Origin of the sequence: Kocuria sp. ChxB (genome assembly GCF_044359605.1) — a bacterium.
GTDB lineage: Bacteria > Actinomycetota > Actinomycetes > Actinomycetales > Micrococcaceae > Kocuria > Kocuria rhizophila.
This window is the reverse complement of sequence record NZ_CP121123.1, coordinates 1,656,567-1,670,924: the sequence shown is the minus strand read 5'-3', so window position 1 is coordinate 1,670,924 and position 14,358 is coordinate 1,656,567. Positions and strand designations below refer to the sequence as shown.

14 protein-coding genes are annotated in these 14,358 nt (G+C 67.6%); 6 read left to right on the top strand and 8 right to left on the bottom strand.

Going from position 1 to position 14,358, the window contains the following annotated elements; translation table 11 throughout:
- Nucleotides 1-114: 114 nt before the first annotated feature.
- The gene (locus P8S73_RS07370) at nt 115-1,467 is read left to right on the top strand and encodes a peptidoglycan-binding protein (RefSeq protein WP_396350284.1); all 1,353 of its coding nucleotides are present in this window, start codon (nt 115-117) and stop codon (nt 1,465-1,467) included.
- Between the two features lie 157 nt (nt 1,468-1,624).
- On the opposite strand, the gene P8S73_RS07365 is transcribed toward P8S73_RS07370, so the two are convergent.
- Nucleotides 1,625-2,935 carry a ParB/RepB/Spo0J family partition protein gene (locus tag P8S73_RS07365; protein WP_396350283.1) on the bottom strand — a complete coding sequence of 437 codons (1,311 nt, stop codon included), beginning with the start codon at nt 2,933-2,935 and terminating at the stop codon, nt 1,625-1,627.
- Nucleotides 2,936-3,272: 337 nt separating this feature from the next.
- Here P8S73_RS07365 and P8S73_RS07360 point away from each other — a divergent pair, with 337 nt between their 5' ends.
- Nucleotides 3,273-3,680, top strand: a complete 408-nt coding sequence (locus P8S73_RS07360; protein ID WP_396350282.1) for a hypothetical protein — start codon at nt 3,273-3,275, stop codon at nt 3,678-3,680.
- Nucleotides 3,681-4,050: 370 nt separating this feature from the next.
- Here the strand turns inward: P8S73_RS07360 and P8S73_RS07355 are convergent, their stop codons facing one another.
- The 7 genes from P8S73_RS07355 to rpmH form a co-directional block, all read right to left on the bottom strand.
- On the bottom strand, nt 4,051-4,914 hold the full coding sequence (locus P8S73_RS07355) for a ParA family protein (protein ID WP_396350281.1): 864 nt from the start codon (nt 4,912-4,914) through the stop codon (nt 4,051-4,053).
- Between the two features lie 268 nt (nt 4,915-5,182).
- On the bottom strand, nt 5,183-5,917 hold the full coding sequence (gene rsmG, locus P8S73_RS07350; RefSeq protein ID WP_082019302.1) for a 16S rRNA (guanine(527)-N(7))-methyltransferase RsmG: 735 nt from the start codon (nt 5,915-5,917) through the stop codon (nt 5,183-5,185).
- Entirely contained in the window at nt 5,914-6,462 is a 549-nt protein-coding gene (locus P8S73_RS07345) for a R3H domain-containing nucleic acid-binding protein (protein WP_039101587.1), read from the bottom strand. Before P8S73_RS07345 ends, rsmG begins: the two co-directional genes overlap by 4 nt.
- Nucleotides 6,463-6,475: 13 nt before the next feature.
- A complete protein-coding gene (gene yidC / locus P8S73_RS07340; RefSeq protein ID WP_121566270.1) occupies nt 6,476-7,459 on the bottom strand; it encodes a membrane protein insertase YidC in 984 nt (327 codons plus the stop codon).
- Nucleotides 7,456-7,890 carry a membrane protein insertion efficiency factor YidD gene (gene yidD, locus P8S73_RS07335; RefSeq protein WP_224764933.1) on the bottom strand — a complete coding sequence of 145 codons (435 nt, stop codon included), beginning with the start codon at nt 7,888-7,890 and terminating at the stop codon, nt 7,456-7,458. Before yidD ends, yidC begins: the two co-directional genes overlap by 4 nt.
- 66 nt (nt 7,891-7,956) lie before the next feature.
- Entirely contained in the window at nt 7,957-8,298 is a 342-nt protein-coding gene (gene rnpA, locus P8S73_RS07330) for a ribonuclease P protein component (RefSeq protein WP_039101584.1), read from the bottom strand.
- A 25-nt stretch (nt 8,299-8,323) separates the two neighbouring features.
- Nucleotides 8,324-8,461: a 50S ribosomal protein L34 gene (rpmH, locus tag P8S73_RS07325; protein ID WP_012399425.1), complete on the bottom strand. Its 138-nt coding sequence runs from the start codon at nt 8,459-8,461 to the stop codon at nt 8,324-8,326.
- A gap of 595 nt (nt 8,462-9,056) precedes the next feature.
- Between rpmH and dnaA the strand changes: the two genes are divergently transcribed.
- The 4 genes from dnaA (at nt 9,057) to P8S73_RS07305 (ending at nt 14,282) form a co-directional block, all read left to right on the top strand.
- The gene (dnaA, locus tag P8S73_RS07320) at nt 9,057-10,751 is read left to right on the top strand and encodes a chromosomal replication initiator protein DnaA (protein WP_039101583.1); all 1,695 of its coding nucleotides are present in this window, start codon (nt 9,057-9,059) and stop codon (nt 10,749-10,751) included.
- Between the two features lie 601 nt (nt 10,752-11,352).
- Entirely contained in the window at nt 11,353-12,477 is a 1,125-nt protein-coding gene (gene dnaN, locus P8S73_RS07315; RefSeq protein WP_019310426.1) for a DNA polymerase III subunit beta, read from the top strand.
- Nucleotides 12,478-12,481: 4 nt separating this feature from the next.
- The gene (recF, locus tag P8S73_RS07310) at nt 12,482-13,696 is read left to right on the top strand and encodes a DNA replication/repair protein RecF (RefSeq protein ID WP_019310427.1); all 1,215 of its coding nucleotides are present in this window, start codon (nt 12,482-12,484) and stop codon (nt 13,694-13,696) included.
- A complete protein-coding gene (locus P8S73_RS07305; RefSeq protein ID WP_019310428.1) occupies nt 13,689-14,282 on the top strand; it encodes a DUF721 domain-containing protein in 594 nt (197 codons plus the stop codon). Before recF ends, P8S73_RS07305 begins: the two co-directional genes overlap by 8 nt.
- Nucleotides 14,283-14,358: the final 76 nt, after the last annotated feature.

The following is a 14,358-nucleotide window of genomic DNA, read 5'->3' as shown; positions in this document are numbered from 1 at the left end:
ACCACCCGCCCGGGTCAGCGCACCGCCGGTGCGCGGGCCCGGGTTTTCTCTGACATCATTCACCCCAGACCCGAAGCCCGCACGAGCGGGACGACCAACAGCAGGGAGGCCCACGTGCCGCAACCCACCGCAGGAGCACCGCTTCGCCACGGCGTGTCCGACCGACGGGTCCTGGGGCTCAGGGAAAGGCTGCTGCGCGCCGGCGCGCAGGACACCGAGCTGGCGCCCGACGCCGCCCGCGATCCCTCGGTCTTCGACGGTCACGTGGACCGGGCGGTGAGGGGTTTCCAGCAGCGCAAGGGGCTCATCGTGGACGGTGTGGTGGGGCCGGACACCGAGGCGGCGCTCAACGATGCGCAGTACTCCCTGGGAGACCGGCCACTGTTCCTGCAGGAGGACCGGCCGCTGCACGGTGACGACGTCGAAGAACTGCAAACCAACCTCTCCCTGTTGGGTTTCTACTACGGACACCTGGACGGGACGTTCACGCGCCAGACCGAGTACGCGGTCAAGGAGCTGCAGAGCAGCCTCGGGACCGAGGTCGACGGCGTCGTGGACCGGGAGACGCTCACGGGACTGGCCCGCGTGAGCAAGAAGATCACCACCGCCAAAGCCTTCTCCCTGCGCGACCACCGGCGGCTGGAGTCGCTGCACGAGGCGCTTCGCGGACGGGAGGTCGTTCTGGTCCCTTCCGCCGCGAGCTCCGCCACAGCACCCGATGCCGCACCCCCCGAGTTCACCACGGCCCAGGACGAGATCACGATGGACGTGGCGGTCCGCGCCTACGACCTGCTGCGCAACGTGGGGGCCGTGCCCGTGCTCGTGAATCCCTCCTCCTGCGGGGGCTCCTCGCCCCAGGAGGAACCGAAGCACCCACGCACGGAGCACGATCCTGCCGTCACACCATGGGACCAGGAGTCCGAGAGCACTTCTTCCTCCCCGGGACCGGACTCAGGGAACCGCGCGGCGGGCGGTCGTGTGAGCGTCCGGACGCAGCAGGAGGCGCTGGCAGCGCATCCCCAGGCCGTGGTGCTGTGCCTGCAGTGCGACTGGAACCGCTCCCCACATGCTCAGGGCGTCGCCACGTTCTACTGGGGCGACCCCGCCACCGGACAGTCCTACGCGCCCATCGGCCACAAGGCCTCGGACATGATCCTCCGGGAACTCGTGGCCCGAACCGGCGCCCTGGACCTGGGCAGCCACGCCCGGCAGTGGAGCACGCTGCGCAGCGCAGGGGCAGCCACCGCCTGGGTGGATCTGGGCTATCTCTCCAGCCCCGTGGAGCGGGAGCAGCTGCGCACCGAGTCCTACCGGGCTCGTCTGGCTGAATCGCTGCTGTGCGGGCTCCAGCGCGTCACGGCTCCCGCGCCGGAGCCGACTGCCACGGGCACCATGAGCCTCGCGGACATCGAAGCGTACTACCGTGAGAACCCCCGCGCTGAGGTGCGCAGCGATCCCACGGCCTGAGCGACGCGCTCTACCTCTGCACCCCCTCTGCTCCTTTCTTGCCCTGGTGTGCTGACGCTGCCACCACGTCCCGACGACAACAGACGGCCCCGATGTTTCACGTGAAACATTGGGGCCGTCTGCGTCCTCGGGGATTCTCAGTCGATCATTCCGAGGCTCAGTTCTCCGGATCGAGCTTGGGGTCCAGAACGTCGATGATGCGGTTCAGGTCCTCCACCGACGCGAACTCGATGGTCATCTTGCCCTTACGAGCGCCCAGCTGAATCTTGACGCTGGTGTCGAGCTTGTCCGAGAAGGCATCAGCGATGTAGCCCAGACGGTCGTCGTGTCGGGTGCTCGGCGCCTTGCGCCTGGTGGACTGGCGCTTGAGGCTATCGGAGAGCGCCACCGCTTCCTCCGTCGCGCGCACGGACAGACCTTCCGCCACAATGCGCTGAGCCAGACGTTCCATCTCTGCGGGATCCGTCAGCGCCAGCAGAGCGCGAGCGTGACCGGAACTCAGTACACCGGCGGCCACACGTCGTTGCACCAGCGCAGGGAGACGCAGTAGTCGCAGCGTGTTGGAGATCTGCGGGCGGGACCGCCCGATGCGCTCCGACAGCTGCTCCTGAGTGGCACCGAACTCTTCCATCAGCTGCTGATACGCGGCCGCCTCCTCCAGGGGATTCAGCTGCGCACGGTGCAGGTTCTCCAGCAGTGCATCACGGAGCAGGTCGTTATCGGCCGTTTCCCGGACGATCGCGGGGATTGTGCTCATCCCGGCAGCCTGAACCGCTCGCCAACGGCGCTCACCCATGACCAGCTCATAAGCTTCCGGGCCACCGTCGCGACTGGGACGCACGACGATGGGCTGGAGAACGCCAAGTTCCTTCACCGAGAAGGCGAGCTCCGCCAGCTCGTCCTCGTCGAACACCTGCCGTGGCTGCTTGCGGTTGGGGTGGATGTCCGTCACCGCCAACTCGGCGAAGGTAGCACCCGGAACGGCTCGCAGGTCGCCGCCGTCACCGTTTATTTCGGTGGTGCCTGCACCATCCGTGGGCACACCTACGCTTGAATCGGGCGCAGTCTCCGGAGAGCTCTCGGCCGGCATGGACGTGTCCTCGCCTCGAGTCCGCGCGCCGTTCATCGTGAGATCTTCTCCAATGCTCTGTGACCCCATGGGGTCAGAGCCCTTGGTCGCGGATGTTTCACGTGAAACATCGCTCGCCCCGGTGGAACTGTCCTGCTCTGAAGCCACATCGCCACGCATTTCCTGGTCGTCCGCAGGAGAGGTGGTGAGCTCGTGCGCCATGGAGGATTCACGCCCGGGAGCCGGCGTGGATGTCTCCAGGACACTCGACGTCCCTTCGCGGCGCGTTGCTTGCCACGTGTCCCCGTCACCGTCCGGCGTCACTCCCGACGTGCCCACAGGGCTGGAAGGGGCATCGGAGAAGGAGTCTGGATCGGACGGCAGGAAGAACATGTCCACGGGCCGGCTTACATTTGTTGTGCTTCGCAGTGCCTGCCCCATGTCACGACGGCGTTGAGCGGGTCGACCTGTCGAGTCCTTGGGACGACCGCCCGGCCGGGACGTGCCTGCACTGAATGTTTCACGTGAAACATCGTTATCCCGTTCGTGGTCCTTTCGGACTGAGCTGTCATCCCTTGCGGAGCCCTGCGTGGTTTCCGCCGCGCGGGCACTGGGCGTGGCGGACTGCTCGACGTCAGCATGTGCGCCTGGGCCTTCGGGGCTGACCGCGTTCTTCCGCTCACTCCCCGTGCCGATGGCTGCGGCGCCGGCACCGGCACCGGCACCGGCACCACCATTGGAGGACTTCCTGGCCCCCACGGTCTTTGCGCCGTCCGAGGACGCCTTGCCAGCCGTCGTCCTCGTGCTCTTGTCCCTCTCTTCGGCCCCCGCAGCACTGCGCGCCTCCACTGCCGTGGCCTTCGTGGACTTCTTGGCTCCAGACCCGGCCTTCTTCACCGCGTCAGTCCCGGAAGAATGGGAGGTCGCCTTGTCGCTTGTCGTCGTTTGCTTCGATGAAGGCGCGCCCTTGCCTGCCGTTCCGGTTTTGGGCGCCTTGCCGGTCGAGGCCGCATTCTTCGAGTTCCCGGATGTCTTGGATGCCTCTGCGCCGCCGACCGAGCCGGTTCGCTGTCGTCGTCGACCGCTTTCCGGCTTGCTGGGCTCATCGGTGGCCTCGTTTTGTCTCCCCGCAGCTTTGCGTTGAGTCTCCGGTTCTCCACTGGGGATGAGGGCACCAAGACCTCGCCCAAGCCCCCGACGTCGTTCGACCACGTTCATGTCCTTTCACCGATGATGTGCTGTCCATCGTAGTCGTGGTGGGGTTCGCCCCTCGCGTTGTCGGAAGTATTCCCCGCCATCTCCTGGGGCGTCCCGAATCAGTCAGGGCGTCGCTCGACACCCCCCGCTGCGAACAGCACGATGCCCCGATGTTTCACGTGAAACATCGGGGCATCCCGTTGTGGGCCGCATCCGCCAGTGAGATTATCCGCGACCCGGCCGGTGGTCTCAGCTGTCCTGCATGCTCTGCCGCCACCTCGTGTGAACCAGTCGGTGGCGCCGACTCACGTGAGGCCTCATCCCTGGGAAGTGCCAGGCTCCCGCGTGGCCAGTTCAGCCGCCGCTTCAAGATAGGAGAGCGCGCCTGTGGAGCTCGGGTCATAGGTGATGACGCTCTGCTGGTAACTGGGTGCTTCCGAGATCCGCACAGATCGCGGGATCATTGTCTCCATGACCTCGTCCGGGAAGTGCTGACGCACTTCGTCTGCCACCTGCGACGCCAGGTTGGTCCTGCCGTCGTACATGGTCAGCAGAATGGAGGATACCGTGAGCTGGGGGTTGAGGTGCTTCTGGATCATCTTGATGTTGTTGAGGAGCTGGCTCAGTCCCTCCAGGGCGTAGTACTCGCACTGGATGGGGATCAACACCTCAGTGGCCGCCACGAACGCGTTGATGGTCAGCAGACCCAGGCTCGGGGGGCAGTCGATGAACACGTAGTCCAGCCGCGGCAAACCGTTCTGCTCGCGTGACTCCGCGTACTCCGCGAGAGCTCGTTGCAGACGCTGCTCGCGAGCCACCACGGACACCAGCTCGATCTCCGCGCCCGCGAGGTCGATCGTGGCGGGGAGTACCCACAGGTTCTCCATCTCGCGAGACTCCTTGACCACGTCCGCCACGGGCACCTCGTCGATGAGGATGTCGTACACCGAGTCCGCATCCGCTCCGTGGGGAATGCCGAGGGCAGTGGAGGCATTGCCCTGGGGGTCGTTGTCGACCACCAGCACGTGCTGACCCTGCTGGGCCAGCGCCACCGCCAGGTTCACGGACGTGCTGGTCTTGCCCACGCCGCCCTTCTGGTTGCTGATGGTGATGAAGCGAGTGTTCTTCGGATGCTCCAAGTGGACGTTCTTGAGCTTGGCGCGACGCTTGTTCTCTTCCACGAGTTTCCTCCCCAGAGCGGTATCAGCCACCGCATCCTGTGCTGCAAGACCGGCGTGAGCGTCTGTTTCACGTGAAACATGCTTGCCGCGATCCGGGACAACCTTTTTGGACTGATTAGCGGGATCGGGCGGCAACCCGAAATCGTGTCCGCGTTTCACGGCCTGCGGGTCGTGCTCCGGGGTGGTCATCGACGGTCCCTTTCATGGCTGATGCGTGCTCCTCGTAGCTTATCCGCATCCGTCCCCGCACCCTGGTGCCAGAGGCAGGTCAGAGCACCAGGCGCACCACCGTGGTGGGTTCGGCCAGCAGGTCCTCGCCCACGGTCAGAACCTCCGACTCCCTGACACCGAAGCGCCCCAACTTCTTGGACGCCTTCGTGAGCTCGTCCTCCGCCGACCGGCCCTTGAGGGCGAGCAGCTCACCCCGGCCCTTCAGCAGGGGGAGGGTGATGTCCACGAGACCGACCAGAGCTGACACGGCGCGCGCCGTGACCACGTCCACGGCGCCGACATCCTGCTTGGCCTGCTCCGCGCGGGCCCGCAGCACCCGGACGTTGTCCAGCTCGAGGTCGGAGACGACCTCCTCGAGCCACACCACGCGCCGTTCCAGCGGTTCCACCAGGGTGATCTGCAGATCCGGGCGGGCGATGGCCAGGCACAGACCCGGCAGACCCGCCCCCGACCCCACGTCCACCACGCGCGAGTCAGCGGGGATGAGCTCCTGCACCACGGCGCAGTTGAGAACGTGCCGCTCCCACAGGCGCGGGGCTTCCCGGGGCCCGATGAGACCGCGTACGATCCCGGATGAGGCCAGGTGCTCCGTGTAGCGCCGCGCAAGGTCCAGCCGGGGGCCGAAGATGGCCCGCGCCGCAGGTTCCAGGTCCCCGAGTGGTGGAGCCGGCTGGGGCTCCGGTGCGGCCCGGTGAGCGGGTTCCTGGCCGGAACCGCCTGCCCCTCCGGCCGACGGCCCCGCGGGCCGTCCGTTGGACTCCTGGGCGCTCATACGCCGGCCGAGATCACGATGTGGCGCCCAGCGCCGTCGCCCTCGGACTCGGAGACCAGCCCGGCCTCCGCCACGGCGTCGTGCACGATCTTGCGCTCGTACGGGGACAGGGGCGGCAGGTGCACGCTCTCGCCGTCCGCGCGGACCCTGGCCACGGCGTCGTCGGCCAGGGAACGAAGCTCGGCCGCGCGTTCGTCCCGGTGACCCGCCACGTCGAGAATCAGGCGGCTGCGCCGCTGCGTGGCACTGAGGACCGACAGGCGGGCGAGCTCCTGAAGAGCCTCCACGATCTCACCGTCCTGGCCCACGAGAGCCCGCAGATCGGCGTCGTCGTCCTCGGCCACGACGGAGACGTAGGTGCGGCCGTCGCGCACCTCGATGTCGATGTCACCGTCGATGTCCGCGGTGTCGAGGAGCTCCTCGATGTAGTCCGCGGCGATCTCGCCCTCCTCCTCCAGCGGGGAGAGCGGGGCAGTGTCCACCTGCGACTCCGGTGCCACGGTCTCCTCCAGAGCCGTGTCCTGGGCGTTGTCCGTCTCGTTCATGGCGGGAGACCTCTCAGCCGTTGTTCTTCTTGGTCTGCTGCTTCTGACGCTTCTTGGACACGGGCTGGTTGCGCTGGCCGGCAGCCGCACGCACCCGCTGCTCCTCGACCTTCTCCTCGTGCTCCTTCTTGGTCATGCCCACGGGGGGCAGACCCTTGGCGGCGCGCCGATCGTTGAGCTCGCGCTCCGCCTGGGAACCCTTGGTGGGGTTGTTGCGGATGACCCACCACTGCTGGCCCATGGACCACAGGTTGGAGACGGTCCAGTAGACGAGCACGCCCAGGGGGAAGTTGATGCCGCCCACCGCGAAGATGATGGGGAACAGGTAGAGCATCATCTGCTGCTGGCGGTACATGGGCGAGGCCTTGGCAGTGTCGCTCATGTTGCGGGCAGTCAGTTGCTTCTGCGTGATGAACTGGGTGGCGCTCATGGCCACGATCATCACGATCGCCAGGATGACCGTGGCGGTGTGGTTGCCGTCACCCGGCTGCATCAGTGTGGAGAACAGCGGGGCGCCGAAGATGGTGGACTCGTTGAACTGGTGGACCATCTCCGGCGTGAGGAGGTGGATCGCCTCGTTGTTGGCGGCCGCCTGGGGGACCGAGCGCAGCACCTGGAACAGGGCGAAGAAGATGGGCATCTGCACGATCACGGGCAGGCACGCCGCGAACGGGTTGGAGCCGTGCTTCTTGTACAGGGCCATCTGCTCCTCCGCCATGGCCTGGCGGGAGAGCTGGTCCTTCTTGCCCTTGTACTTGGCCTGCAGCTTGGCCATCTCCGGCTGCAGCTCCTGCATGCCGCGCATGGACTTGATCTGCTTGAGGAACAGCGGGATGGTCAGCGTCCGCATCACCAGGGTGAGACCCACGATGCACAGCACCCAGGTGAGACCGGACGTGGGATCGGCACCGATCAGGGTGAACAGCTCGTGAAACACCCACAGGACTGCGGACACGATCCATTTGAAGGGCAAGAGAATCAGGTCGAAGAAGTTCATCGAGCGTTGGCTCCTTGAGCCGCATGGTGGCGGGCCTGACAGTCGTGCGTGTACTCACGCACGAGGTTCGGGTGGTTGAGCAGAACGATTCTGGGGGTCGTGGCGAGGGTCGGGAACTCCCGGCCACCCCCCGGGATCCTGTCGATCCCCCCGGCGGCCCAGGGGTGGCAGCGCAGCAGCCGCATAACACTCAGCCCCAGTCCGCGCACAGCACCGTGCACGGTGACGGCTTCGAGCGCGTAGGCGGAGCAGGAGGGGAAGTAGCGGCACACGTCCCCGTAGAGCGGGGAGACGATGGTCCTGTAGAGCTTGAGCAGGGCGATCAGAAGGTTCTGCGGAGCCTGCTTGACCGCGCCGAGCACACCACCCGAGGTGTTGAACTCGTGCGGGGCGCGTGCCAGCAGCTGCTCAGGAGTCACCCGTGGTGTCACGTGCGCCTCCTTCTCGATCGTCCACGGGGCACGTTACGGCATGGTGCCCGGGACCAGCTGTGAGCGTCATCGTGCCCGCCGCACCGCGGCCGTGAATGCGGCCCGGTAGTCGCTGCCCAGTTCGTCCCAGTCCGCGGCCGCAGCGGGGGGCAGGGCCCGCACCACCACGTCCATGCCGTGGGGCTGGTCCCGCACGCTGCTCGCGCTGAGCTCGCGCAGCCGGCGCTTGACCTTGTTGCGCGTCACCGCGTTGCCCACGGCCTTGGAGACCACGAACCCCACGCGGGACGGTTCACCCGTGTGCATGCGCACGGATACGACGACGTTCCGGCGACCGCTGCGGGCACCGGAACGTACGGTGGTCGTGAACTGCGCCGAGGTCCGCATCCGGTGCCGAGTGGGCAGCATGACGCGAACCTCGAGACGCGGGGGCTCAGGCCGAGAGGCTGGCGCGACCCTTGCTGCGGCGGGCACCGATGATGGCGCGGCCGGCGCGGGTGCGCATGCGAGCACGGAAGCCGTGCTTGCGAGCGCGGCGGCGGTTGTTCGGCTGGAAAGTCCGCTTGGGCATTAGTCACTCCATGAGGTTGGACTACGGTGAGCCGACTGCGAGAAGTCGCAGGGGGCGCACGCGGTAGGTTTCTGGGGGCGTGCGGGCATGCAGAGATCGCGATGCTGCACGCACAAGACCTATCCACAGTAGTCAATGGGGCCAGCCGGGTCAAATACCGGGCTCGACGCCGCCCGCCCCCGGGTCCGAGGCCGTCGCCGACCAGAGCTCCCGCCGCCGGCCAGCGGGCACCGCGCCGTTACCGCCACGAAGGGCCCGACCCGGAGCGGCCCTGCCGGTGGCCACCCGGCCCGCAGACCCGCACCCCGCTCTCCCGAAGGGGTCGCACGCGCGGCGGACAGCACTTCCACAGCTGTGCATCCACGGTCCGCAGGGCATGTGGAAAACGGCCGGTCCGCGCCGTGGCGCGGCAGGTTATCCCCAGGCGCGAACTACACGTCTGTAGTTCCACCTGCCCGCGGATTCGGGCTATGAAGTGCCGTGACACCTGATCTAGGCTGAACCCCACGGCCACCCCCCACGAGGTTTATCCACCGCTGTGAACAACTCTGTGGAAAACTGGGCCGTTCCCGGTCCAACACGTCAGGAGTCGCTCATGCAGCAGGACAACCAGACACTGTCCGAGCAGTGGGCAGAGTGTGTCCGCTTCATGAACGAGAATCCCCGGGTGACCGGGCGCTCACGCGGCAACATCGCGCTGTGCGAACCCCGTGGGCTGATGGGCTCCACGCTCCTGGTGGCCGTTCCCAGTGAGGTCACCCGCGAGTTCCTCCAGCACCGACCCATGTCCGAGATCCTGGACGACACCGTGCACAGGGTCTTCGGCGCCGACACCCTGGTGGCCTTCGTGGTGGACCCGGAGCTCGAGATGCAGCCGAGCCCGTCCCGGCCCCCGGCTGACACCCGCCGCGCCGGCGCTGATCGCACGCACCGCGCCCCGGCGGACGGTGGCCGGGCGGACACCGAGTCCAGCTCCACCCAGCAGCGCGGACCCAGCGCGCCCTCGCTGACCGAGATCGAGGCGGAGCGCGCGCCGGGCTCGTTCCTCACCCCCCAGGAACAGGCGGCGGATCCCGAGAGCCGGTTCTCGACCCGTCCCGGCGCAGAGCCGTCCGTTGCCCCACCCGGTCGGGATGCGGAGTTCGGAGGACTTCCGCCCCGCAGGGAGCAGACCCCGGTCCCCGCGCCGCGGGAGGTGCTCACCACCGGCAACGGCTCGGACACCAGCCCCGCCGATTCCGAGTGGGACAGCTCCGCCCGGCTGAACCCCAAGTACGTGTTCGACTCCTTCGTGATCGGCCAGTCCAACCGTTTTGCCCACGCCGCAGCGTTCGCGGTCGCGGAGACCCCCGCCAAGGCATATAACCCGTTGTTCATCTACGGGGACTCCGGCCTGGGCAAGACCCACCTGCTGCACGCCATTGGCCACTACGCCAAGCGGCTCTATCCCAAGATGCGGGTGCGGTACGTGAACTCCGAGGAGTTCACCAACGACTTCATCAACTCCATCCGGGACGACGAGGGTTCGTCCTTCAAGGGCATCTACCGCAACGTGGACCTCCTGCTGATCGACGACATCCAGTTCCTCGCGGGCAAGGAGCACACGCAGGAGGAGTTCTTCCACACCTTCAACGCGCTGCACAACCACGAGAAGCAGATCGTCATCACCTCCGACATGCCTCCCAAGCAGCTCACCGGCTTCGCCGAGCGCATGCGGTCCCGGTTCGAGTGGGGTCTGATCACCGACGTGCAGCCGCCGGAGCTTGAGACGCGCATCGCGATCCTGCGGAAGAAGGCCATCAGTGAAGGCATGGATGCCCCGGACGACGTGATGGAGTACATCGCGTCCCACATCTCCACGAACATCCGCGAGCTCGAGGGCGCGCTCATCCGGGTGACCGCGTTCGCGTCGCTCAACAAGCAGCCCGTGGATCTTCCCCTCGCCGAGCTGGTGCTCAAGGACCTGATCACGGACGACGGCGGGCAGGAGATCACCGCGGCGTCGATCCTGGGCCAGACTGCGGCGTTCTTCAACATCACCCTGGACGAGCTGAAGTCCAAGTCCCGCACCCGGACCCTCGTGACGGCTCGGCAAATCGCCATGTACCTGCTGCGCGAGCTCACGGACATGTCCCTTCCCAAGATCGGGCAGGAGCTGGGGGGGCGTGACCACACCACCGTGATGCACGCCGACCGCAAGATCCGCACCCTCATGGCGGAGCGTCGACAGATCTTCGACCAGGTCACGGAACTGACCAACCGGATCAAGCAGCAGTCGCGCGAGGGCTGAGCCCGGCGGCGAGCACCCGCACCGCAGAGATCCTCCACGGGGCCCTGGCCATGTCCGGGGCCCCGTTCTTGTGATTCGTCCACAGGCACGGACCGCTCCACCCCGCGCTTCTGGAGGCGCGTTCCACAGCTCCAGGGCCCTGTGTGGACGGCCTGTGCACGGGCGAGAACGAGGCGGTGTGGAAAAATCTGTGGACAACGAGCCTGGGCCGGTGGAGAACGTCTGCGAATCGGTGGGCAGTGCTGTGGAATCCCCGGAATCACGCGGAAGTTCTGCACCGAGCGGTCACAGGCAGGTGGCCGCCGATCCACAGTGCATCAACACCGTGGAGCCGCTCGACGGCTGGGATGCAGGCGGTTATCCACAGAACCCACAGGGGTTATTAACACTTCTGACCCTTAAAGAAAGATCCACCGAATAACAAAAATCCGGACGATCCGCCCCGTGCGCCCCTCGAGGATCTCTGTAATTACACGAATCCCCGACGCGACGGCGGCGCACACGATCTCCCCACCACCTCACCCCGTTGGGGAGGCGTCCTCCGTGGCGGATACCATGCAGGGAAGACACTCCTGTCCAAAGCCAACAGAGGGGCACCTTCGTGAAGTTCTCGGTCGAGCGCGACGTACTGGCTGAAGCAGTCACCTGGACTGCTCGTTCGCTGTCCCCGCGGCCCCCCGTTCCCGTGCTGTCCGGTCTGCTCATCAAGGCGGAGAACGGGTCCCTGTCCATCGCGAGCTTCGACTACGAGATCTCCGCTCGCCTCACCATCAGTGCGGACGTCATGGAGGAGGGAACCACCCTCGTCTCGGGTCGCCTGCTCGCGGACATCTGCCGCTCGCTGCCCTCCGCGCCCGTTCAGCTCGAGGCCGACGGCGGAAAGGTCACCCTCACGTGCCGGTCCTCCAAGTTCAACCTCGCAGCCATGCCGGTGGACGACTACCCCCAGCTGCCGGGCCTCCCGGAGCTCTCGGGCGTGGTGGCCGGTGACGAGTTCGCCCACGCCGTCGCGCAGGTGAACATCGCGGCGTCCAAGGACGACACCCTCCCGATCCTCACCGGCATCCGCATGGAGATCGAGGGCGAGAAGATGACCCTCCTGGCCACGGACCGGTACCGCCTGGCCATGCGCGAACTCACGTGGCGCCCCACCGATCCCACGCTGTCCACCGCGGCACTCATCAAGGCCAAGACCCTCAACGACGTCGCCAAGACCCTCGGCTCTGCCGGGGACGTCAACATGGCGCTGGCCGAGAACACCGAGCTCGTGGGCTTCGAGTCCGGCGGTCGGCGCACCACCAGCCTGCTGATCGACGGCGAGTACCCCAAGATCCGCTCGCTGTTCCCCGAGAACACCCCGATCACCGCGGTGGTGCGCACCTCGGAGCTCGTCGAGGCCGTGCGCCGCGTGTCCCTCGTGGCCGAGCGCAACACCCCGGTGCGGCTGGCCTTCAGCGAGGGCCAGGTGGCGCTCGACGCCGGCACCGGTGAGGATGCCCAGGCCTCCGAGGTCCTTGACGCGCAGCTCAACGGGGACGACATCACCGTGGCGTTCAACCCCACGTACCTGTCCGAGGGACTGAACGCGTTCGACTCGGCCTACGTGCGGTTCTCGTTCACCGCTCCGCCCAAGCCCGCCGTGCTCTCCGCGCAGGCAGAGCCGGACGGCGAGGATGACGTGGACTACAAGTACCTGCTCATGCCGGTCCGTCTGCCCAACCAGTGATCGTGTGTTCGTAGACCACCTCTCGCTGCTGGATTACCGGACCTACGCCGGTCTGGACCTCGCACTGACCCCGGGACTCACGGTGTTCGCCGGTCCCAACGGCGTGGGCAAGACCAACATCGTGGAGGCGGTCGACTGGGCCGCGTCCCTGGCCTCCCACCGTGTCTCCGGCAACGGGCCCCTGATCGCCACGGGCTCGGAGCGTGCGATCATCCGGCTGCGGGTGAACCGCGGTGGGCAGCGCACGGTGCTGGAGTACGAGCTCAATGCGGCGCGGGCCAACCGCGTGCGGATCAACCGCGCCGCACCCGTGCGCGCCCGGGAGGCGCTCGGGACACTGCACACCGTGCTGTTCTCCCCCGAGGACCTCACCCTGGTGAAGGGTGATCCGTCCCACCGGCGGCGGTTCCTGGACGACCTCGCCACGGCCATGCGGCCCGTGCTCTCCGCGGCCCGCTCGGACTACGACCGTGCGCTGAAGCAGCGCAACGCCCTGCTCAAGTCCACTCGCCGTTCCCGGGCCTTCTCGGACTCGGACCGGGCGACGCTCGCGGTGTGGAACGACCAGCTGGCACGGGCCGGCGCGGCTCTGATGGCCGCGAGGCTCCAGCTCCTCGAGGCCCTGGAGCCCGAGGTGGACCGTGCCTACCAGCAGCTCACGGAGGGCCCCAAGCACGTCAGGCTCGAGTACGAGAGCTCCTCCGTGGCCCCGGGCGCGGACCAGCACGCCCTCGCCCACTTCACCGTGGCGGACCTCCACGGGCTCATGATGGACGCCTTCGAACGCGTGGAGCGCCAGGAGCGCGAGCGCGGCATCACCCTGGTGGGTCCGCACCGGGACGATCTGCTGATCCGCCTGGGAGACACACCCGCCAAGGGCTACGCGTCCCACGGGGAGACCTGGTCCATCGCCCTCTCGCTGCGCCTGGGGTCCTGGTACGTGCACGTGGCCGACGACCCGTCCCCGGGTGCCGCTCCGGTGCTGATCCTGGACGACGTGTTCGCGGAGCTGGACGCCCGCCGCCGGAGTCGGCTGGCGGAGCTCGTGCGGCAGGCGGAACAGGTGCTCGTCACGGCGGCCGTGGACGAGGACCTTCCCGCGGCTCTGCTCGAGAGCTCCCACACGGTCCTGGACGTGGAGCCGGGCGTGGTCCGGGAACGCGGCGCGGCGGCGTCGTCCGCCGGAGCGGACCAGCACGAGGGCGCCGGAGATGAGTGACACGGTGCACCGGGACGTGGTGGACGCCGCGGCCGTGGCCCTGCAGCGGGCGCGGAAGGCGGCGCAGGACCGCGGGGACAAGCCGCTGTCCACCGCGGCCGCGGCCAAGAACATGCGGGCGTTCGGAACCGCCATGGAGGAGGGGACCGGTTCCCCGGCGCTGCGCAGCAGGAACCGCTACGGGACGGACCCCCGGCAGCTGGGGGGATTCTCCGGCCCGGGACGCTCGGCGCGGGACCCCCGGCCGCTGTCCTCGGTGGTGGACACGCTCATGACCCACCGCGGGTGGAAGACCCCCGTGAACGTGAGCAGCGTGCTCGCGGACTGGGCCTCCCTGGTGGGTCCGCGCAACGCGGAGCACACGTGGCCCGAGCACTTCGAGGACACGGTGGTGCGGGTGCGCTGCGACTCCACGGCGTACGCCACCCAGCTGCGGCTGATCCAGTCCGAGATCCTGCGCAGCTTCGCCGAGAAGCTCGGCGAGGGCATCGTCACCAGGTTGGAGATCCACGGCCCTGTGGGGCCCAGCTGGAAGCGGGGACGCTGGGCGGTGCAGGGTCGAGGCCCCCGGGACACGTACGGGTAGCCGGATCCGCCCAAAACCCGCCAGAATCCCGCGAGCCGCTCCGGGCCCCGGAAATGACGTCACCCATCACGGCGGG

Coding starts and splice junctions, on each gene's coding strand:
- rsmG (WP_082019302.1), bottom strand. CDS start 5,917: ATGAGCGCCCAGGAGTCCAACGGACGGCCCGCGGGGCCGTCGGCCGGA.
- P8S73_RS07345 (WP_039101587.1), bottom strand. CDS start 6,462: ATGAACGAGACGGACAACGCCCAGGACACGGCTCTGGAGGAGACCGTG.
- yidC (WP_121566270.1), bottom strand. CDS start 7,459: ATGAACTTCTTCGACCTGATTCTCTTGCCCTTCAAATGGATCGTGTCC.
- rnpA (WP_039101584.1), bottom strand. CDS start 8,298: ATGCTGCCCACTCGGCACCGGATGCGGACCTCGGCGCAGTTCACGACC.
- rpmH (WP_012399425.1), bottom strand. CDS start 8,461: ATGCCCAAGCGGACTTTCCAGCCGAACAACCGCCGCCGCGCTCGCAAG.
- dnaA (WP_039101583.1), top strand. CDS start 9,057: ATGCAGCAGGACAACCAGACACTGTCCGAGCAGTGGGCAGAGTGTGTC.
- P8S73_RS07305 (WP_019310428.1), top strand. CDS start 13,689: ATGAGTGACACGGTGCACCGGGACGTGGTGGACGCCGCGGCCGTGGCC.